Annotated in this window: 18 protein-coding genes and 1 pseudogene; 16 read left to right on the top strand and 3 right to left on the bottom strand. The window is 49.6% G+C overall.

What is annotated here, in order from left to right; translation table 11 throughout:
• Positions 1-9 precede the first annotated feature (9 nt).
• Positions 10-1,833, top strand: coding sequence for an ABC transporter ATP-binding protein (locus tag A3848_RS05195; RefSeq protein WP_074084050.1), 1,824 nt, complete (start codon positions 10-12; stop codon positions 1,831-1,833).
• A gap of 52 nt (positions 1,834-1,885) precedes the next feature.
• Here A3848_RS05195 and A3848_RS05200 read toward each other — a convergent pair whose 3' ends face one another.
• Entirely contained in the window at positions 1,886-2,134 is a 249-nt protein-coding gene (locus A3848_RS05200) for a DUF7667 family protein (RefSeq protein ID WP_074083903.1), read from the bottom strand.
• A 352-nt stretch (positions 2,135-2,486) separates the two neighbouring features.
• Between A3848_RS05200 and licT the strand changes: the two genes are divergently transcribed.
• The 3 genes from licT to A3848_RS05215 all read left to right on the top strand — a co-directional run bounded on the left by licT (position 2,487) and on the right by A3848_RS05215 (position 6,936).
• Positions 2,487-3,332, top strand: coding sequence for a BglG family transcription antiterminator LicT (licT, locus tag A3848_RS05205; protein WP_074083904.1), 846 nt, complete (start codon positions 2,487-2,489; stop codon positions 3,330-3,332).
• A 239-nt stretch (positions 3,333-3,571) separates the two neighbouring features.
• On the top strand, positions 3,572-5,431 hold the full coding sequence (locus A3848_RS05210; RefSeq protein WP_074083905.1) for a beta-glucoside-specific PTS transporter subunit IIABC: 1,860 nt from the start codon (positions 3,572-3,574) through the stop codon (positions 5,429-5,431).
• A 47-nt stretch (positions 5,432-5,478) separates the two neighbouring features.
• Positions 5,479-6,936, top strand: a complete 1,458-nt coding sequence (locus tag A3848_RS05215; RefSeq protein WP_074083906.1) for a glycoside hydrolase family 1 protein — start codon at positions 5,479-5,481, stop codon at positions 6,934-6,936.
• Positions 6,937-7,737: 801 nt separating this feature from the next.
• On the opposite strand, the gene A3848_RS05220 is transcribed toward A3848_RS05215, so the two are convergent.
• Together A3848_RS05220 and A3848_RS05225 are read right to left on the bottom strand one after the other, a co-directional pair.
• Positions 7,738-8,778, bottom strand: coding sequence for an HD-GYP domain-containing protein (locus A3848_RS05220; RefSeq protein ID WP_074083907.1), 1,041 nt, complete (start codon positions 8,776-8,778; stop codon positions 7,738-7,740).
• Positions 8,779-8,866: 88 nt separating this feature from the next.
• A complete protein-coding gene (locus A3848_RS05225) occupies positions 8,867-9,580 on the bottom strand; it encodes a molybdenum cofactor biosynthesis protein (protein ID WP_074083908.1) in 714 nt (237 codons plus the stop codon).
• A 154-nt stretch (positions 9,581-9,734) separates the two neighbouring features.
• Here A3848_RS05225 and A3848_RS05230 point away from each other — a divergent pair, with 154 nt between their 5' ends.
• The 12 genes and pseudogenes from A3848_RS05230 (at position 9,735) to A3848_RS05280 (ending at position 20,632) form a co-directional block, all read left to right on the top strand.
• On the top strand, positions 9,735-11,174 hold the full coding sequence (locus A3848_RS05230) for a bifunctional metallophosphatase/5'-nucleotidase (RefSeq protein ID WP_074083909.1): 1,440 nt from the start codon (positions 9,735-9,737) through the stop codon (positions 11,172-11,174).
• Between the two features lie 77 nt (positions 11,175-11,251).
• Positions 11,252-12,079, top strand: coding sequence for an undecaprenyl-diphosphate phosphatase (locus A3848_RS05235; RefSeq protein ID WP_074083910.1), 828 nt, complete (start codon positions 11,252-11,254; stop codon positions 12,077-12,079).
• Positions 12,080-12,186: 107 nt separating this feature from the next.
• Positions 12,187-13,290, top strand: coding sequence for an HD-GYP domain-containing protein (locus tag A3848_RS05240; RefSeq protein WP_074083911.1), 1,104 nt, complete (start codon positions 12,187-12,189; stop codon positions 13,288-13,290).
• 223 nt (positions 13,291-13,513) lie between these two features.
• On the top strand, positions 13,514-14,650 hold the full coding sequence (gene yfkAB / locus A3848_RS05245; RefSeq protein ID WP_074083912.1) for a radical SAM/CxCxxxxC motif protein YfkAB: 1,137 nt from the start codon (positions 13,514-13,516) through the stop codon (positions 14,648-14,650).
• 18 nt (positions 14,651-14,668) lie between these two features.
• Positions 14,669-16,027: a hemolysin family protein gene (locus A3848_RS05250; RefSeq protein ID WP_074083913.1), complete on the top strand. Its 1,359-nt coding sequence runs from the start codon at positions 14,669-14,671 to the stop codon at positions 16,025-16,027.
• A 141-nt stretch (positions 16,028-16,168) separates the two neighbouring features.
• A pseudogene (locus A3848_RS05255) lies at positions 16,169-16,738 on the top strand (heparinase II/III domain-containing protein); the annotation flags it as partial.
• Positions 16,739-16,962: 224 nt separating this feature from the next.
• Positions 16,963-17,178, top strand: coding sequence for a spore coat associated protein CotJA (locus tag A3848_RS05260; RefSeq protein WP_074083915.1), 216 nt, complete (start codon positions 16,963-16,965; stop codon positions 17,176-17,178).
• A 2-nt stretch (positions 17,179-17,180) separates the two neighbouring features.
• A complete protein-coding gene (locus tag A3848_RS05265; protein ID WP_074083916.1) occupies positions 17,181-17,447 on the top strand; it encodes a spore coat protein CotJB in 267 nt (88 codons plus the stop codon).
• A gap of 113 nt (positions 17,448-17,560) precedes the next feature.
• Complete coding sequence (locus tag A3848_RS05270) at positions 17,561-18,130, top strand: manganese catalase family protein (RefSeq protein WP_074083917.1); 570 nt, start codon at positions 17,561-17,563, stop codon at positions 18,128-18,130.
• Positions 18,131-18,217: 87 nt separating this feature from the next.
• Complete coding sequence (locus A3848_RS32790; protein WP_256702163.1) at positions 18,218-18,340, top strand: hypothetical protein; 123 nt, start codon at positions 18,218-18,220, stop codon at positions 18,338-18,340.
• 331 nt (positions 18,341-18,671) lie between these two features.
• Complete coding sequence (locus A3848_RS05275) at positions 18,672-19,856, top strand: acetyl-CoA C-acetyltransferase (RefSeq protein ID WP_074083918.1); 1,185 nt, start codon at positions 18,672-18,674, stop codon at positions 19,854-19,856.
• Positions 19,857-19,891: 35 nt separating this feature from the next.
• Positions 19,892-20,632, top strand: coding sequence for an acetoacetate decarboxylase (locus tag A3848_RS05280; RefSeq protein ID WP_074083919.1), 741 nt, complete (start codon positions 19,892-19,894; stop codon positions 20,630-20,632).
• Positions 20,633-20,650: the final 18 nt, after the last annotated feature.

Consider the following 20,650-nt stretch of genomic DNA (forward strand, 5'->3'; position numbering starts at 1 on the left):
TCCGTAAAAATGAAGCAAGGTTCGGCCCAGGAGCAAACGCTAGACGAACGGTTCGTGTACAAGGATGATGACGTCATTGACAAGGCGTTCGACTGGAAGCAGTTCACCAGGCTGTTCAGTTATATGAAGCCTTATGCCAGGCAAATGCTGCCGCTCGTGTCGGTGATGATGATCCTCGGCACGATTACGAAGCTGACGGTCCCTTACCTGACGAGTATGGCTATCGATAAGGCGATTGCTCCGAAGTCGGGGAATCCCAGTCTGACCCTGCTGTACACCTTGACGGCTGCTGTAATTGTACTCTATCTGATCCAATGGATCGCTGGGGTCTACCGGATTAAATACACGAATGTAATCGGGCAGCGGGTCATATACGATTTGCGCTCAGACCTGTTCCGGCATATTCAAAAGCTTTCCTTCAACTTTTTTGATAAACGTCCGGCCGGCTCGGTGCTGGTTCGGGTCACCAATGATATCAACTCCCTGCAGGATCTGTTCACCAACGGGGTCGTCAATCTGATGATCGACAGTGTGCAATTAATCGGAATCATGGTGATTTTGCTGTTGATCAACTGGAAGCTGGGGCTTGCGGTGATGATCACTGTACCGGTTATGTTTTTTGTCTCCACCAAGCTGCGCCAGAAGATCCGGATTGCCTGGCAGGATGTGCGGATGAAGAACTCGCGGATCAATTCCCATTTGAATGAGTCGATTCAAGGGATCAGAGTGACCCAGGCCTACACCCAGGAACAGGAGAACATGAACTATTTCGACGCCATGAATATGGATAGCCGGAAATCCTGGAACAAGGCGTCGGCGATGAACCAGGCGTTTGGACCGATTATTGAAATTACAGGCGGCTTCGGAACGATGATTCTCTTCTGGTTCGGGGCATACCTGATCCAGACCGGTGATCTTACCGTGGGCTTTCTAGTGGCATTCAGTACCTATGTCAGCAACTTCTGGGACCCGATCAACCGCCTGGGCCAGATGTATAACCAGCTGTTGGTGGCGATGGCTTCCTCGGAACGGATCTTTGAGTATCTGGATGAGCAGCCTGCCGTACAAGACCAACCAGGGGCAACGCCGCTGCCGAAGATTCAGGGCGACATTCAATTTAATAAGGTAGTGTTTGAATATGAAAAAGGCCGGGCAGCCCTGAAAGGCATCGATCTCGATGTGAAGGCCGGCCAGTCGATTGCGCTTGTCGGTCATACGGGCTCAGGAAAAAGCACCATCATCAACCTGATCGGCCGGTTCTATGATATCAAGAGCGGACGGATCACCATCGACGGCAGGGATACACGTGACGTGACGCTGCAGAGTCTGCGCGAGCAGATCGGGATCGTGCTGCAGGATACGTTTATTTTCTCAGGGACAATCCGGGATAATATCCGCTTCGGGCGGCTGGATGCTACGGACCAGGAGGTCGAGGATGCGGCAAAGGCAGTGGACGCCCATGATTTCATTAGCAAGCTGCCTGGTGGTTACGAGACTGAGGTCGAGGAACGCGGAAGTGCGCTCTCCATGGGACAACGCCAGCTGTTGTCCTTCGCACGTGCGCTGCTGGCCAATCCGCGGATATTGATCCTGGATGAGGCGACAGCAAGCATTGACACCGAGACGGAGATCAAGATTCAGGAGGCGCTGAAAATTCTGCTTCAGGGCCGGACCTCCTTCATCGTCGCCCACCGGCTGTCTACCATCCGGCATGCGGATAAGATTGTCGTACTGGATCACGGCGAGATCAAAGAAGAAGGTACCCATGCCGAGCTTACAGCGCGTGACGGCATCTATAACGGCTTGATCGAAGCGCAGTTCCGCTTCCTGTAGAATATAACAGCAGCAGCCCTTTCCGGCATATTCATGTGAGGAAGGGGCTGTTTTATTTGCGCCTTTTGCCTGCTCTGCCGGTCACCCTGACTTCATACATTTGCGCGCTGATCTCCTGCTGCCACTCAGCATCATCTGTATCTGCGGCAAGCCTGGCTTCATTGTTCAGCCGTGCCATTTCCCAGCAGTACTTGGCGTTTGCCTGCAGGCAATGCCGTTGCTCGGCTACTTCATCGTCTGTCAACGGGCGCTTGCGGCTTAAGGTATACAACTCTGCAAGCCGTTGATGAATGTCCAGCATTTTTACCTCCTAGTAAGTGTTGATTGTATTCATATCGTTGAACACCCTCGAACAAACGGGGTTCATAAGCATCCGCCTAGTTCGTGAGCATAAGCCTTACGTAGTATCTGCTATCAGCCTCGCCATGGGACCAATGGTCCAAACCTGGGGAGAGACTCTGGAAATAATTTTTCCGTAAAATTAATAACGAAAGCCTTGTAATCGCTTTTATTTATGCTACAATAGCAGTAATACAGGATTGTGACCGGTAACGCGGGCAATGCCTAAGCTGATTCGAGTATCATTTAATTAATGATATTGGGATCAACTTAGGCTTTTTTTGTACAAACTATGTGACAGGAGGTGACTACAGATGATTATTGAGAAGGTGCTGAACAACAACGTGCTCCTGACGAAAAACCAGAAGGGCAAGGAAGTTATTGTGATGGGAAGAGGCATTTCCTTCAATAAAGTGGCAGGCGATTATGTGGATCCCGCCAAAGTCGATAAAATCTTCCTACTTAATGAAAACGAATTTACGGCCCGGTTAACCGAACTGCTGAATGATATTCCAGTGGCTCATCTGGAGCTGGCGAGTGAAATCGTAACCTATGCCAACGGGATTCTGGGCACCGAGCTCAGCGATAATCTATATCTAACCTTAACGGACCATATCCACTTTGCTGTGCAGCGTATGGAGAAGGGGATTTTCCTGAAAAATGCGATGTTGTTTGAAATCAAGCGGTTCTATAAAAAGGAATTCTCCATCGGAATGGACGCGCTGAAATTTATTGAGAAGGCTACCGGGTTTGCGTTAGGTGAGGATGAAGCGGGCTTCATTGCACTGCATCTGGTGAATGCGAAAATGGACGGAAATGAAATGAAGTCCACGATCAAAATGACAGAGATTGTCCAGAATATTCTCAACATCGTCACCTATCATTATAAGGTGGTGCTGGATGATAGCTCACTCAATTATTCGCGGTTCCTGACGCATTTACAGTATTTCTCCATGCGGGTACTGAAGAAGGAAACCAGCAACAGTGGAGAGGACTTCTTGTACAATCAGGTCAAGCAGACGTATGTCAAAGCTTTTGAATGCGCAAACAAAATCAATGATTATCTGGAAAAAGCGTATGCCCAGAGCCTGAGCAAGGACGAATACGTCTACCTGACGATTCACATCCAGCGTGTCACGGAGCGTAACAGCCTGGAATAGGGGTGGTATCGCCAAGAGGATAAGGAACAGACAACTAAATACGATCATCTGACAGGGTGTTACTGGTAAGGCAGGCAAAACCTGAACTGATGGCAAAATAAGCGTGAATTGACGTTTCCTTTTGCTGTGAGTTCAGGTTTTTCTTGTTTGCAGAGGAATTAAAGATAACTGCTGGCACATCCTAACCCTACTGCAACGATCACAAAATATATCCATCTTAATTTAAAGGAGCAAACAATATGAGCAACAAGGACTTGTCCAAACAGATCATCGCGCTTGTTGGCGGTGAATCGAATGTGAATTCGGTTTTCCACTGCGCCACACGGTTGAGATTCAAGCTGAAGGACAATGGGAAGGCGAATAAAGCGGCACTCGAAAAAACACCAGGTGTAATCACAGTAGTCGAGAACAGCGGCCAATTCCAGGTCGTCATCGGAAACAATGTCAGCCAGGTTTTTGATCAGATCATGAAGGAGACCTCCTTACAGGATGCGGAGAGAAGCGGCAAAGATGATGATTCCTCCGAAAGTACAGGTGTTCTCGGTAAAGCAGTAGATATTATTTCAAGTATCTTTTCTCCTATACTCGGGGCACTTGCAGGTGCAGGGGTCCTCAAAGGGTTGCTGGCATTAATTCTGTCACTGAAGTGGATCAGCGCCACAAGCGGTACCTACCTGATTCTGAATGCGGCGTCGGACAGTGTGTTCTACTTCCTGCCGATATTCCTCGCGGTAACGGCGGCACGCAAGTTTAAAGCTAATCAATTCGTATCCATCGCCATAGCCGGAGCACTAATCTACCCGTCGGTCATTGCTGCTGTCGGCTCCACGGGAACGCTGAGCTTTGTGGGAATACCGATTGTACTGGTCAATTACTCCTCCAGCGTTATTCCGATCATTCTGGCGGTATGGGTACAATCCTATGTAGAGAAAGGGTTCCGTTCGATTATCCATGAATCGGTTCGAAATATCCTGGTTCCGATGTTCGCATTGCTGATTGTCATTCCTTTGACATTCCTGGCGTTTGGGCCTGTGGGCTCTCTGATCAGTGAAGGACTGGCTTCCGGGTACACCTGGCTGTATAATCTCAGTCCGCTTGTCGCCGGGGCCATCGCCGGAGCGTTCTGGCAGGTGTTCGTTATCTTTGGTGTTCACTGGGGCTTTGTCCCGATTATGCTCAGCAACATTGCTACTCTTGGTTACGATACCATGCTGCCGATTCTGGCGGCGGCTGTACTCTCACAAGCTGGTGCTGTATTCGGCGTGTTCCTGAAGTCCAAGAATACGCAGTTAAAAGCGTTATCCGGATCATCTACATTGGCTGCTGTGTTCGGGATCACCGAGCCAACCATCTACGGGGTCACCCTGAAGCTTAAAAAGCCATTCATCTACGCCTGTATCTCAGGGGCAATAGGGGGAGCAATTATCGCTGCAGGTGGTGCCAGAGCTATTGCCTTCTCCTTGCCGGGGCTGCTTGCGCTGCCAACGTATTTCGGTACAGGATTTGCCTGGGCGGCTATAGGGATTGTGGTGGCCTTTGTACTGGCCGTTATTCTGGTATTCGTGCTTGGGTTTGACGACCCTGAAGCAGCGGCTACAGAGAATACTTCCCGGCCGTTTGTGAACCAGGAAATTACACAAATCGATAAAGAGTTGATCTTCAGTCCGCTTACGGGTGCGCTGTTGCCGCTGGAAAGTCTGCCTGATGAAGCTTTCGCCACAGGGGCAATGGGAAAAGGGATTGTGATAGAGCCATCCTCCGGCGTATTGACTTCTCCAGTGAATGGGACTGTAACGACCGTATTCCCTACGGGTCATGCCATTGGTATCACCTCTGAAGGCGGTGCGGAGCTGTTAATCCATATTGGGGTCAACACAGTCAAGCTGAAGGGCAAGCATTTTCATAAAAAGGTGCAGGAAGGTGACAAAGTCGAAAAGGGCCAGCTGCTGCTGGAGTTCGATGTGGATGCAATCCGCGCAGCCGGATTCGTGACGGCAACACCTGTGATTGTAACCAACTCTGCCGGTTATCTGGATGTCCTGAAGAATACGGGTACGGAAGCAAGAAACGGCGAGCTTTTGCTAACACTAATACACTAGAAGCCAGAGGGGGCAGAAGCCACACTGGAGGAGAAGGAGCGTAACAGATGACTGCAATCCAAAAAGGATTTCCGGAAAACTTCTTATGGGGCGGTGCAACCGCCGCCAACCAGCTCGAGGGTGCATATGATGCAGACGGCAAAGGCTTGTCCAGTGCGGATATGGTCGCTTATGTGCCTAAGGCCGAGCGCAGCAATGATCATGCTATTGAAATTACATCCGAGCGGATCGATCAGATCCTGTCCGGGGAGTTCACCGCACGGTTTCCGAAGCGTGAAGGGGTGGATTTCTATCACCGGTATAAAGAGGATATTGCTCTTTTTGCCGAAATGGGATTCAAGGTCTTCCGCCTGTCGATCAACTGGGCGCGGATCTTCCCGAATGGTGATGATGCGGCGCCGAATGAAGCCGGTTTGCAGTTCTATGACAATGTATTTGATGAACTGCATAAATACGGCATCGAGCCCCTGGTAACACTGGCCCATTACGAGACGCCGCTGGGCCTGACACAGAAATATAACGGCTGGGCTTCACGCGAAGTCATCACCTGCTATACCCGTTATGCAGAGACTGTCTTCCGTCGTTACAAGGAAAAGGTGAAATACTGGATTACCTTCAATGAGATTAATATGATGACTCTGAGCCCTTTTACTGGAGGCGGAGTTGTGATTGACCGGGCGGAGAACAAGCTTCAGACGATCTATCAGGCGCTTCATCACCAATTTGTAGCAAGCGCGCTGGCAACCAAGCTGGTGCATGAGATCATTCCCGGCTCGCAAATGGGCTGTATGCTGGCACGGATGGAGAGTTACGCCAATACCTGCAACCCTGAGGATGTGCGTCTCAATCAGCATGAGAATCAGATGAATCTGTACTTTACGGATGTGCATGCGCGTGGCGAGTACCCCAAATATATGGAGCGTTACTTCTCAGAGAATCATGTGGTTCTCCTGAAAGAACCGGGTGACGATGAGATTCTCAAGCTTCACACAGTGGATTATGTGGCATTCAGCTACTATATGACGCTGACCGTATCGGCCAGTCCGGAAGGCGAGCGGGCACAAGGCAACCTGTTCGGCGGTGTGAAGAACCCGTATCTGAAGGCTTCCGAATGGGGCTGGCAGATTGACCCCATCGGGCTGCGGATCATGCTGAACACGATGTACGACCGTTACCAGAAACCTTTGTTTATTGTAGAAAACGGCCTGGGCGCTTATGACAAGGTGGAAGCAGACGGATCTATTCATGATACCTACCGGATTGACTACCTTCGCCAGCACATCGCGCAGATGAAGGAAGCTATCCAAGACGGAGTAGAGCTGATCGGCTATACCAGCTGGGGACCCATTGACCTGGTGAGCATGTCCACTTCGGAGATGTCGAAGCGCTACGGGTTTATCTATGTGGATCTGGATGACGAAGGCAACGGAACCTTGGACCGTTCGAAGAAGGATTCTTTTCATTGGTACAAAAAAGTCATCGCCAGCAATGGTGAGGAACTGTAGGAGGGGGCTGCAAGCAGCTACGGCCTGTGGTTAAGCTGAAACACACGAAACATGCAGAAACCAAGCTTATGATACAAACAGGAGATTCCCAAACCGTCCGGTGAGGGAGCCTCCTGTTTTGCTTATGATTTAGGAGATAGAATTACCTTTTGTTATAGATAATTATGTAAAATTGGGAATAGTTTCTTAGAGCGAGGGGGTTTGGAGCTAAAGTGTTCTGCTGTGCAGGAGGGACGGTGGGCGCAGAAGGCAAAAGAGTAGCGTGTAAGAACTAAAGTTACGTGAAGTGGAATTAGTCCACTTAAATAGATGGAAAATCGTTATAACGAGGGTAAAGTGGGAAAAAGTAGACTTAATTGAAGGAAATTCAACCAAAACGATGGAAAACGGCCGAATTAGGTTCCTTTTCTCCAACTATAACTTGCCGGGAAGCAGGAAGAAGTAATTTAAGTTCACTTTTTCCAATTGAGCTCACTGCCGGGCCGGATAACTGAACACATACTCTGTAAATCCAGGACACAATTAGAATATTTCTGGTCCTAATGGGGACTTCTAATGGGGACTCCCTGTAGGTCAAGCCAGTTACGCCAGTATAGCTCTGAGGCTTCAGTCCATTGCACAGTTAAGCATGGAGCTTCAAAGCGGACTGGTGCGCCGAACATTCCTTTCGTCTGCTACAGCCCCAGACTTCGATCGGCTCCGGGTGCCCAGGGGGTGAACCCTTGAAGGCCCTCCCTTGGCTAAGGGAGGGCTTGGGAAGGATCGGGAGGGATCGGAAATCCGTATGGGAGGGATCGCCTCCTATTCCATATAAATCTCCACCACCGTAATCTTGCGTTCGCGGGACAGGTCCAGAAATTTGCCACCGCTCTGCACGAGCGGACGGAAGACGTCGAGTGGATTGTTCATGATGATCACACCCATGTCCCCTGTGTTCAGCAGCACGTGTTTGCCAATGAAATTGGGCATCAGATGCTGGATAAAGGCTTGAACCGGTTTCCCGTTCAGCTTGCCGAAGCTGAGGGTATTGATCTCACGAAGAACGGAAATCAGTTCCTGCTTAGATTGATATATCCGGTGAGAGGTCATGGCGCTATAGATGTCGGCCACAGCAGCGATCTGGGAATAAGGGTGAATATCATCTTTGGTCAACTGATGGGGATACCCGGTACCGTCTTCACGTTCATGATGCTGAAGTGCCACAAGGGCGGTGCTGGGGTCATCCATGGAATTGCGGATTATTTCATAGCCATAAATCGTATGTAGTTTGACTTCGTCAAATTCTGCTGCAGTCAGCTTGCCTGGTTTGTTCAGAATGTCTGGGGAAATCCGGCATTTGCCGATATCAATGAGATAGCCGGCCCGGCCGATCTCATAACATTCCTTCTTGGAATATCCAAGCCATGTTGCTATATAATAAGAAAGCATGCCCACCTGCAACGAGTGGTTATAAGTATAATTGTCTTCCCGGTCAAGCAATAACAGTAAGGAAACCACATCCTTGTGTTTGTCCAGGGATTTCAGCGAAGGCTGAAGGATATCATCCACCACCGTCTGATTGAAGCTGCCCTTGGTTAACGCTTCCATATACACCGATTCAAAACCGTCAATCATGGAATCGAAATTACTGGAAGCTGCCTCGATGACAGACGATCTAATGGAAGGCGCCGGATTCTCCTGAATGGATTCGATATCAACGTAATCTACTCCAAGCTGCATCAGTTTACTGATCTCTTCTATTTGGAGTTGTGTTCCTTTGGGCAAAACATGCAGCCCTTTTGAGCTAAAGGTATCCATCCGGAGGGAATCCCCCGGTTTCAGATCCGTCACGTGTACTCTCAATGACTATGCCACCTTACTATAGCGATTTTTTCCAGCATAGCAACAAAGTTAAGATTATTCAATAGGTGGAAAAGTTATTCATAGGCGGTTACAGAGTGCGGTAATTCATAGCATTGGAATCCGACCCAAGCCACTGTTCTCCGGTGTCGCCAATGTCTTTTTTCCATACGGGTACTATTGCTTTCAGCTTCTCAATAGCATATCGGCTCGCCTCATAACAGGTATCACGATGAGGGGCAGATACGGCGATCATCACGCTTGCTTCCTTAAGGCCTACAAGTCCGGTCCGGTGTGCAATGGCACAGCGGGCATTCCACTTCTCCTCGACCTCCCTGCCGATTTCCTGCAGCTTGGAGAGGGCCATAGGGACATATGCTTCATAGTACAATGCTGTTGTACGCTGGGTGCCGGTCATCTCACGGGTTGTGCCGACGAAGAGCAGGGAGGCACCATGACCTTCATCCAGCACTTTGTCCAGCAGAGCTTCTCCGTTAAGGGGCTGGCCCGTAATGCTGAACCGTCCATCCGGTGTTCCCAGGTCTTCTTCAGCCGGTTCTCCTCCAGACACGGGAGGGATAAGCGCTACCTCGGAAGATTCGGAAATGACGGAGTCCTCCGGCGCATACTCATGATCAATGGCCACCAGGGACACTTTGATCTGGGGGGCGGCATCCGGATAGGAGGCAGAGAGCAGTTCCTTGAGTCTTCCGGCAGTAAGCGGAGTCTCATGGGAATGGAAGGCCAGCGAGGAGGAACCGATGATTTCGGCCAGACCGGCGAACAGACGAATAGTCATATGCATGCTTAATTCACCTCGGAATGTATGGATTATGGAACTTTCAATAATGTTTCCAATATACCATATTGAGCCTGAAAATGTTATGCTAGGCTCTATAAGATTACAAGCCTGCCGCTAATCATAAAACGGCTTTACAGGTGGGAGAAAAGAGAAGCATATGGAGCGGGCATTGCAAAGGTTGACCCTAATTCACACCAATGATATACATAGCCACTTTGAAATGATGAGCCCCGTTGCTGCTGAAATAGCCAAGCTGAAGGCAATAGCAGGGGACGAGCCTGTGCTGGTAATGGATATTGGCGATCATATGGACCGGTTCTCCATAGAGACTGAGGGGACCATGGGACAGGCGAATATCGATATGATTAACCTGACTGGTTACGATGCCGTAACTATAGGCAACAATGAAGGGCTGACCTTTTCCCGGGAGATACTCTCTGCCCTGTATGCAGGTATCCAGTGTCCGGTGGTATGCTGCAACATTCTGGAGAGCACTACCGGAGAGCCTCCCGGCTGGATGAAGCGCCATGCGATCCTGGAGAAGGGCGGTATCAGGATAGGGGTTACTGGAGCTACCGCGGCTTTTGCTTCTTTTTATTCACTGCTGGGTTGGGATGCACTGGACCCGGAGAAAGCGCTTCGTGAACAATGTGAACTGCTGGCTCCGCAGGTAGATCTTCTGATTATTCTTTCCCATCTGGGACTTCCGGCAGATCAACGGCTGGCTGAGAATCTGAAGGGGGTTCATGCTATTCTTGGCGGCCATACCCATCATATGCTGGAGACGCCGCAGATCATTAACGGAACTGCGGTCTGCGGTGCCGGTAAGTTCGGCCGTTATGTGGGACGTCTTATTTTTGAGCGGGCGTCTGCCGGTAATCCCTTTGTGCTGGCAAGTGGCCAATGTTTTCCCGTAGACCCGTCACTTACCGAGGATGTGATATTCCCTGCGGCGGCACTGCATTTACAGCATGGGCGGGAGGTTCTTAACGAGACAGTAGCCATGACCGACCGCGAGCTTGTGCTGGATACGCAGGGAGAATCTCCTTTCGGCAACCTTCTGGCGCAGGCTGTAAGGCGCTATACAGGAGCACCTGTATCAATCGTCAATAGCGGTCAACTGCTTGAATCTCTGCCAGCAGGCAACATTACTGCAGGCATACTGCATGCGCTGTGTCCCTCTCCGATTAATGCCTGTGTTGTTCAGCTTAAGGGTGAGGACATTCGCAAGGCTCTTGAGCAGAGCCTTACGGAAGAGTATCGGACCAAGGCGATTTTCGGCTACGGATTCCGGGGAAAGGTACTGGGCAGCCTGGCTGTGGATGGATTAAAAATCCTGTACGATCCAAGAGTCATGCCTTATGATAACGGTATTGCCGTTTTTGTTGCCGGGGAACCGCTGGAGGACGATGCCATATATTCAGTAGGAACACTGGATATGTTCACGTTCCGCACAGGGTATGAGAGCATTGCAAACGGAACCGAACCGTTGTATCTGTTGCCTCATTTCCTGAGGGATTTGCTGCGGATGGAACTGCAGCGTCCGGGAAGCCTTGAAGAAAGCGAGTCTCTCCGCTGGGAGAATAGGTCTGTATAGGTACTGACTTTATTGTGTATGAGTACTAGGATCACAAGCCGCATTAGGTTTCATTTTCTATGAATCAGGAGGATTATATGGATACTATTACAGCAATTATTCTGGCAATTGTAGAAGGAATAACCGAATTTATCCCGGTATCATCCACGGGACACATGATTTTAACAACCAAGCTGCTCGGATTTGATGAGCAGTCACCGATTATGAAGACGTATGAGATTGTCATTCAGCTTGGAGCCATTTTGGCTATTGCGCTGGTGTACCGCCAACGGATTTTGAACTTGCTGGGCATCGGGCGCCGCCGCACAAGCAGAGGCGGAGTCATGCCGGCTTCAAGGCTGAACCTGATCCATGTTCTTCTAGGAATTGTACCGGCGCTTGCGGTAGCCTTCATAGCCCGTGATTTTATCAAAAGTCTCTTTGGAGCCCCCACTGTACTCTGGGCGCTTGTCGCCGGCGGGATTCTGATGATTGTTGCGGAATGGGTGAACCGGCGGAAGATCCGGATCACGGCTCACGAGCTGGATGATATATCTTACGGCCAGGCGCTGGCCATTGGTCTTTATCAGATTATCTCTGTGCTGTGGCCGGGATTTTCACGCTCCGGATCGACCATCTCGGGCGGTATGCTAAGCGGGGTCAGCTATAAGGCTTCCGCAGACTTTTCGTTCCTGATTGCAATCCCGATTATGTGCGCGGCATCAGGTTATGAACTGCTCGATTCCTATCAATATTTTACGAAAGATACGATTATGGATTTCGCAATCGGGTTTGTGATTTCATTTGTGGTTGCATATGTGGTTGTGGTAGCGTTCATGAAGATGATTCAGAAGATCAGACCCACCCATTTCGCAATCTACCGCTTTATTCTGGCAGCTGTGTTCTGGCTGTTTATTATGCGTTAATTCACAAGCTCATGACTAATCACTCAAGGTAACGGTATACACACAGAGGTCACCTGGGGATTTGAAACAGTATAGCAATTTACCGTTAAAGGCAGGAGTGAGCCAAGGTGCGTCTAGTATCCGTGAATCGGCTTCAGGCGGGAATGAAGCTGGGTAAAAAAATATATAATGATGAAGGGCTGGTTCTCCTATCGGATGGAGTAGAGCTTACTGATGCATTGATCAAGCGTCTGGCCAAGATTGACATCGGCTATATCTATATAGAGGATTCCCTCACGGAAGATGTTGAGATTACCGGCATGCTGCAGGACGAGACACGCAATCAGGCGCTCAAAGTCGTCAGGAACCAGTTCCAGCAGATGTCAGGAGCATCCGGAATTACTAAGGGCTTTTATCATCTGGATAAGAAATTCTCTAAGGTGATGGATTCTATTCTGGATGATTTGGCTACGCAGGAAGATCCCATGATCATGCTCCTTGATATGCACACAGCCGACAACTACCTGTATGCTCACTCTCTGAATGTATGCCTGTATACGCTGGTGCTTGGTATTGCTTACGGCTACAGCAGGGAAGAGCTGCGGGTAATCGGACTGGGCGCGCTGCTGCATGATATCGGTAAAACGCAAATTCCCGTCAAAATCGTGCAGAAGCCCGGCATGCTCAGCGACGAGGAGTTTCGCCATATGCAGGCTCATACAGAAATCGGTTACCGGATCCTTAAGGAAGAGCCGAATATCCCGCTGCTTGCAGCGCACTGCGCACTGCAGCACCATGAGCGCATCGATGGCTCGGGGTATCCGCGCGGCCTGACCGGTCCGCAAATTCATGAATATGCCAAGTGGCTGGGCGTTGCAGACTCCTACGATGCGATGACCTCGAACCGGATCTACAAGAAGGCTATGTTGCCGCATCAGGCGGTAGAAGCGCTGTATGTCGGTTCAGGAACACTGTATGAACAGAAGCAGCTGGAGCTGTTCAGAGACCGTGTGGCCATCTATCCGCTTGGATTAACCGTCAAGCTTAGTACGGGGGAGAGCGGTGTCGTAGTCAAAATAGACCCGTCAACGCCGCACAGACCGGTTGTGCGTGTGCTGAACGGACCTGAAGGCGAACCAGTCGTTCCGTTTGAGCTTGATTTGGGCAGCAAGCTTTCTGTAGTAATTGTGGATGTGACCGATGAAGACGGGGTTGTGGTGAGAACCACCTGAGCCCCGGTTCGAAGCGAGGACGGGAAACGGGCATGCCGCAGGAGTGCGGAGCATCGTTGCCGTCCCGCTTTTTTATTTTACAGATGGGCGGCATAAGCGGCTTGTGTTAAGCCCTTTCTGCAGTTTTTTGCAAAGTCGTGGTATGATATAGGGTAAGTTACCGTTCTTTTTCACTTCTTTTGGGTTAATAATAAGGAATACGTATCGAAGGAGTACCATGAAAATGAGTATATTAGAGCCATCTTCATCACCAATACGGGAGCTGTCGCCAAGCTACGATCCCTGGGACCCGATCACTTCACTCCGCCAGCATGGGCGTCATGTGCTGACCAGTGTGGAGATGACGGTTACCAATCTGTGCAACATGCGCTGTGAGCACTGCGCGGTTGGCGACAGCTTGACCACCAGAGAAGGAGAAATGCTGCCTTTAAAAAATATGCTGGATCGTCTGGAAGAGGTTGAACATCTGCAGACGATCAGTATTACAGGCGGCGAGCCGATGTTCCGTGCCAGTACTGTGGAGAATACCATCGTGCCGCTGCTCAAATATGCCCGTGAACGGGGCGTCCGTTCACAGATCAATTCCAATCTCACTATGCCTTACTCCCGGTATGAGCAGCTGCTGCCGTACTTGGATGTCATGCATATCTCTTTCAACTATGTGAATGGAGATGACTTCCATGAGGTGGGCTTCGCGAACAGCGGCCATCCGGTTTCTAAGGAAGCGGCTTACCGGCTCTATGATACGATGCTGGAAAATTCCCGCCGGCTCAGTAATGACGGTATGCTGATATCAGCGGAATCAATGATCAATTACCGGACGCATAACAAGCTGCCGGCCATTCATAAGCTGATTGGTGATATGGGGGCAAAACGGCATGAGGTGCATCCGATGTATGCGTCCAGTTTTGCATCGAAGCTCCCTGTGCTGTCCCTGAAGGAAATGGGAGCAGCGATCCATGATCTGCTGGACCACCGCAATCCGGAAATGTGGATGCTGTTCGGCACACTTCCTTTCTTTGCCTGCAGCTTTCTGGAAGAAGACCAGAAGCTTCTCCGCCGGTTGCGTGAGGAGAAAAACGTTACCCTCCGCAATGATCCGGACGGCAGAAACCGGGTGAATGTCAATTTGTTCACAGGGGATGTGTTTGTGACGGATTTTGCCGATATATCCGCCTTCGGTAACATTGGCAGCGGCAAACTGGATGATATCTTTGCCGAGTGGCAGATGAAGCATCCGATGAATCAGAAGGTGAACTGCCACTGTGATGAAGCCGGCTGCTGTGGTCCCAATCTTCTCGTAGCTGATATGTATTATCCGAAGGTTGATTTCAAAACAAGAAAAGCGATCACTCTGTAGAAATGAGGCGTTGTTATAGTGCATGCGGAATTTGAAGTAGGGAGATTGCTGCTTAATCTTTTGCTGGTTCTGGTGCTCGTATTGTTGAACGGCATCTTTGTGGCAGCAGAGTTCTCGCTTGTGAAGGTGAGGCAGTCGCGCCTTACGCAGCTGGTCAGTGAAGGCAACAAGATGGCCGGGTATGCGCTGAAGGTTAACAAAAAACTGGACTCCTATCTGTCGGCTACCCAGTTCGGGATTACACTCGCCTCGCTGGGGCTCGGTTGGGTCGGGGAACCGGCCATTTCTGAATTGCTCGTCGAGCCGCTGATGGTTCAGATTGGGGTTACTGACCATACTCTGATCTCCACAGTGTCCGTGATTGTCGGATTCTCGATCATTACGTTTTTACATATTGTGCTGGGGGAGCTTGCACCGAAGTCCCTGGCCATTCAAAAAACAGAAGGCTCTGCGCTGCTGCTGTCCGCGCCGCTGATGTTCTTCTATAATGTGTTTCTGCCGTTTATCTGGGTGCTGAACGCATCGGCCAATGCGCTCCTGAGGCTGGTAGGCGTAGAGCCGGCTAGTGAGGCAGAGGCGGCCCACTCGGAAGAAGAAATCCGTATCCTGATGAATCAAAGTGCCAAAAGCGGGGTCATCGATAAGGATGAGATGAAGCTGATGGACAACATCTTTGAATTCTCCGACCTGCTGGCCCGTGAGGTCATGCTCCCGCGTACGGATATGGATGTGTTATACAGCAATCTTTCTTTGGAAGAAAATATGCGGATTATTACAGAAACGAAGCATTCCCGCTATCCCGTGGCTTTTGAGGACAAGGACCGGATCATCGGCTTCATTCATATCACCGACCTGCTATTTGCAGAGGCTGCGCAGCAGAATGATCTGGCATCGCTGGTCCGCCCTATCCTTAATGTGCCGGAATCCATGGAGATCAGCCATGTGCTGCGGCTTATGCAGAAGAACAAGGCCCAGCTTACGCTGGTGGTGGACGAATATGGCGGGACAGCCGGACTGCTCACAGCCGAAGAAATCCTTGAAGAGATCGTAGGTGACCTGCATGACGAGTTCGAGGATGAACGTCCAAGTGTGGAACGCAACGGAGATTACATTTCTGTTGAGGGCCGGATGCTGATCGAGGATGTAAACGACCTCACCGGTGTAGTGATTGAAGACGACGAAGTGGATTCGATCGGGGGCTGGCTGTTTAAGGAGCTGGAAGGGAATCCATCCAAAGGCAAGCGGGTAATCGTTGGAGATGTCATCTTTGAGGTGGAAGAATCTACGCGTCTGCGGATTACCAGAATCAACATCCACCGGGAAACACCGTTGGCAGTGGATGACGATGAGGCTGGGGAAGATGAGGAAGGCCTGTAATAGGCGAAATACCCAGTCCAGGTAAAGGCCTGTTGTAAGCCATGAGTGTTCTGACTGGAAGTACGGGGCTGTCCCATAAGTAGATTTCTATGACTGAGACAGCTTTCTTCATTCTTATAACCACAAAAAGAGGATTATGACTTCATCGATGCCTCGCATAATGGCTATATGCGGCTGGAGCAGCCGCTGCTGCACCGCCGGTGGCTGCTGATGGGGAAAAGCGTAACTCTGCTGCTGATTATCGACTGGCTGGAAGGCGAGGGAAGACATGAGGTGGAACAGCGTTTTCAGCTTCACCCGGATGCGGCAGTCTCAGGGACTGTGAACGAAAAGCTTTATCCGGCGGTGAAAATTGATTATCCCGCCAATGCGCTTAGCATGCAGATCTGTTGGGCAGCCTGTGGGCAGGACTCACAGCCGGAGCATCCGCAGATAGAGCTGGTACCCAGCTGGGTATCGGAGATTTACGGCTCTAAGCAGGAGAGTGTGAGCCTTGTTGCCAAGCTGGTGACCGGGGAAAACTCGGGAATAGCGGCGGTCGTGCTACCTCAAGATTTGAGGCTCCCGGCAGATGGAGAAGAGTGGCGGCTTGAACAGTTGGATCTGAATCGTACGGAGCAGACGGTAACCCTTACATTGATCTGTGGCAGCCACAGACTGGATGTCAAGGCCAATGGAGAACAGGTCTATTGGAATATGAGGGATCTGTAGAGCTTATAAAAAATGAAGTGGATAGCAGTGTGGGCAAAGTGTCCCAAGGACCGTATAGCGGTTCTTGGGACACTTTTTTGCGTAAGTCTATATCTGATGGCCGTTTCGGTTGAGCGGATAAGAACTTTCCTTGGTCTACTGGCTGGCTATGGGTCATAGATTTATTACAAAGTACTGTGTTTACTCCGGTAAGAAGCTGAAAGTAAACAGAGGAGGAGAAAAGTATGAATTCCCAGGAGCGTGTATGGACACCGTACCGGGGCCCGTTTGATCCTTGCCCGCCGGTGCCATTCAAGACGTACGTAGTTCCCCCGAATCAATTTATCAATTTCCAGCCGCCTAACTTGCCGCAGTTTACCTTACCCGAAGCTCTAAAAGCGGGTACGCTGTGGCCTGCCCTATTCAGTCCATATGAATCCAAGAGCAAAGGAGGCAAGTAGACATGGAAGCAAGTCCTTGCGATCCCCGTTACTATGAGATGCTGGAGCAACTTCAGGTTCTCGATTTTGCATTGGTGGAGCTGAATTTGTATCTGAATACTCATCCTGAGGATTTAAAAGCAATCGAGCAGTTCAACCAGCTGACCCAGGAGCGCACCCGGCTGGCGAACCAGTTCCAGGAGCTGTATGGTCCGCTGCAGAACTTCGGCCGTGCCTATTCGAAATGTCCATGGGAATGGAACCAGACCCCCTGGCCCTGGCAGGTCTAGCTGGCTTGACGCTATGCTCACACAACTAAGCGTATGCTTCCGGAGTGAGTTTTGTACGAAGCGGATTGAAGGAGGCATATGCTCACAAAACTTTGAGGAGGGATAGTTCCCAAATGTGGATATATGAGAAAAAGCTGCAATATCCGGTACGTGTCGGCAAATGCGACGTACGGATGGCGCGTTATCTAATGGAGCAGTACGGGGGAGCGGACGGGGAACTGGCGGCTGCGCTGCGATATATGAATCAGCGGTATGCCATTCCGGACAAAGTGATAGGCGTGTTGACGGATATTTCAACCGAAGAGTTTGCCCACCTTGAGATGATCGCAACAATGATCTACAAGCTGACCAAGGATGCCACCATAGATCAACTGGAAGCCGCCGGACTGGGTCCGAACTATGCGACACGGGATCATGCGCTGTTCTACCAGAATGCAGCAGGGGTCCCGTGGACAGCAACGTATATCCAGGCCAAAGGAGATCCGCTTGCCGATCTCTACGAAGACATTGCCGCCGAAGAGAAGGCCCGGGCTACATACCAGTGGCTGATCGACATGACCGATGATGTGGACTTACAGGACAGCCTGAAGTTCCTGCGGGAGCGGGAGATTGTGCATGCGCTCCGGTTCAAGGAGTCAGTGCAGATCTTAATTGAGGAGAGGGATAAGAAGCGAGTATTCTGAGCGCTTGGAACAGGAAGACTGAACTAAAGATATTGCAGGTAAGAGCCGAGCTTGAAGCACGGCTCTTATTTCATGAGGAGCGATCACATGAGAATGAGCGTTGGCCAAACCATTGAAAGCGTATACATGGACAAAACAGGCAAGATTATGCAGCGGAGGATCGAGGATGCCTCCAGCCCAGATGAACTGCCGGAGCGCTTATCGATGTGAACTTTTTTGTCTCTTTTCATACATTTTTTCAGAAACAATCAGAAATAACCATTAATAACCAGAAATTCAAAGGAAATGGTAGAACAATTACATTATGTGAGTATACAAGGCCTCATACATATTGATATGGGAATTTATGTATTTATTTGAACATTGAGTAAAATGAATATTAGATTTACGATAAATGTGTTAAAAAATTCCAAATAAAAGGACGGAGGAAGGATGAAGGAGGAAGGTGATCAAACCGTAACGCTCACTCTCTCATACACCGTGATATATACCCGCATGTAAGTATGGTTTCTTAAACCAATGGAAAGGAATGTGAGGTTTTGTGAAAAAAGTTGCATTAGTAAGCCCATTAAGAACAGCTGTGGGTTCTTTTAACAACGGACTTTCAACATTAAGCGCTACAGAATTGGGAGCAAACGTGATGACTGCCTGCCTTCAGCAAAGCCAATTAGAGCCTGGATTGATTGATCAAATTTATTTGGGAAATGTCCTACAAGCGGGTATTGGCCAAAATCCTGCCAGACAGGCGGCACTAAAAGCTGGCATCCCCATTGATGTGCCTGCATCAACAATAAACACAGTTTGCGGTTCAGGGCTTCATGCCGTCGCTTTAGCTTACAACTCTATTTTGGCAGAACAAGGCAGCGTCCTCTTGGCTGGAGGTATGGAGAGCATGTCGAACGCCCCTTATGTGCTAAGGAATGCACGAAATGGCTACAAGCTTGGCAATAGTGAATTGATAGACACTGTAGTAACCGACGGCCTTACGTGTCCCATCAATAAATATCATATGGGGATTACTGCGGAAAACATTGCCGGGAAATATAACATTTCAAGACTTGAGCAGGATGAATTTGCCTATGGAAGCCAGATCAAGGCTATAGAAGCAAAAAACAAGCAGGTTTTTGCAGAGCAAATTGTTCCCGTTATGACCAAAACCAAAAAAGCGAGTGTTTGGTTCTCAGAGGACGAACATGTAAGAGGAGATGTGAGCAAAGAAAAACTTTCCAATTTAAAACCTGCATTTAAGGAAAACGGATCGGTTACTGCCGGAAATGCCTCGGGGATCAATGATGGAGCGGCGGCTGTACTTGTTATGTCGGAAGACAAATGCAAGGAACATGCGGTACAACCGTTAGCCTATATCAAGGGTTATTCCCTTGTTGGCGTTGACCCTGCATACATGGGAATGGGTCCGGTGAGAGCCATTTCGTCACTTCTTAAGGACCAGGGAATCCCTCTTGATGCCATCGATTTGTTTGAGATTAATGAAGCCTTCGCTGCACAAGCATTAGCGGTATTGAAAGAGCTTGGGATCAACCCGGAGAAGGTGAATGTCAACGGCGGCGCAATTGCGATCGGACATCCTGTCGGTGCAAGCGGAGCTAGGATATTGGTTACGTTGGTGCATGAAATGGTACGAAGCTCTTCGCGTTACGGCATAGCCAGTTTATGCATCGGAACAGGGATGGGAATCGCGATGCTGGTTGAGAATGCACTCATCTAACACATATCTAACAGAAAGGGAGATTAAGATCAATTATGAATCCAAAAGAGGTTCTTTCACTGCAATCCATGCCTGCGGCCAGCTCCAGTTACGGGCGTCCCCCCTACCGCTTTATCGACCGGGAATTTTTTATAATTACTTATGAATCCGATCCCGCTGCGATCAGACAGGCGGTCCCGGAACCTCTACAGCCGGATGGAAGCAATACCGTTTCTTATGAATGGATCAAGATGCCTGATTCATCCGGTTTAGGAAATTATGAGGAGAGCGGTATTGTTATCCCGTGTACCTTTCATGGGGAATCCTGCAATTTTGTTGCCCAAATGTATTTGGATAACGCGCCTGCTATTCTTGGAGGACGTGAAATTTGGGGGTTTCCCAAAAAGTGGGCGAATCCCCGCCTCAGTGTTGAAGGCACGGAGACGCTGACCGGTACTTTGCATTATAACCATGTTCAGGTGGCCATGGGTACCATGCCTTTCAAACATAACATTCTCGATGAAGAGGATACGGCTAGAGCCATCGCAAAAACCCAAGTGAATTTAAAATTAATTCCCGATGTTGACGGTACCCCTAAAATTGCACAGCTAGTTGCGTATAATCTCGAAAATATTAACGTAAAAGGCGCTTGGTCAGGGCCGGCCCGATTAAGCCTGATCCCCCATGTCAATGCTCCTGTGGCAGATTTTCCAGTTAAAGCGTATATCGGCGGCAAACACTTTATTGCCGATTTAACGCTGCCATATGCAAGAGTCATTCATGACTATCTCCAGTAAAAAATTCTTATATTCTCA

Origin of the sequence: Paenibacillus sp. P32E (assembly GCF_001909085.1) — a bacterium.
Classification (GTDB): domain Bacteria; phylum Bacillota; class Bacilli; order Paenibacillales; family Paenibacillaceae; genus Paenibacillus_AQ; species Paenibacillus_AQ helianthi.

Bases quoted from the DNA above. Each gene is read 5' to 3' on its own strand.
- A3848_RS05195 (WP_074084050.1), top strand. From the start codon at position 10: ATGAAGCAAGGTTCGGCCCAGGAGCAAACGCTAGACGAACGGTTCGTG.
- A3848_RS05200 (WP_074083903.1), bottom strand. From the start codon at position 2,134: ATGCTGGACATTCATCAACGGCTTGCAGAGTTGTATACCTTAAGCCGC.
- licT (WP_074083904.1), top strand. From the start codon at position 2,487: ATGATTATTGAGAAGGTGCTGAACAACAACGTGCTCCTGACGAAAAAC.
- A3848_RS05210 (WP_074083905.1), top strand. From the start codon at position 3,572: ATGAGCAACAAGGACTTGTCCAAACAGATCATCGCGCTTGTTGGCGGT.
- A3848_RS05215 (WP_074083906.1), top strand. From the start codon at position 5,479: ATGACTGCAATCCAAAAAGGATTTCCGGAAAACTTCTTATGGGGCGGT.
- A3848_RS05225 (WP_074083908.1), bottom strand. From the start codon at position 9,580: ATGCATATGACTATTCGTCTGTTCGCCGGTCTGGCCGAAATCATCGGT.
- A3848_RS05230 (WP_074083909.1), top strand. From the start codon at position 9,735: ATGGAGCGGGCATTGCAAAGGTTGACCCTAATTCACACCAATGATATA.
- A3848_RS05235 (WP_074083910.1), top strand. From the start codon at position 11,252: ATGGATACTATTACAGCAATTATTCTGGCAATTGTAGAAGGAATAACC.
- yfkAB (WP_074083912.1), top strand. From the start codon at position 13,514: ATGAGTATATTAGAGCCATCTTCATCACCAATACGGGAGCTGTCGCCA.
- A3848_RS05260 (WP_074083915.1), top strand. From the start codon at position 16,963: ATGAATTCCCAGGAGCGTGTATGGACACCGTACCGGGGCCCGTTTGAT.
- A3848_RS05265 (WP_074083916.1), top strand. From the start codon at position 17,181: ATGGAAGCAAGTCCTTGCGATCCCCGTTACTATGAGATGCTGGAGCAA.
- A3848_RS05270 (WP_074083917.1), top strand. From the start codon at position 17,561: ATGTGGATATATGAGAAAAAGCTGCAATATCCGGTACGTGTCGGCAAA.
- A3848_RS32790 (WP_256702163.1), top strand. From the start codon at position 18,218: ATGAGAATGAGCGTTGGCCAAACCATTGAAAGCGTATACATGGACAAA.
- A3848_RS05280 (WP_074083919.1), top strand. From the start codon at position 19,892: ATGAATCCAAAAGAGGTTCTTTCACTGCAATCCATGCCTGCGGCCAGC.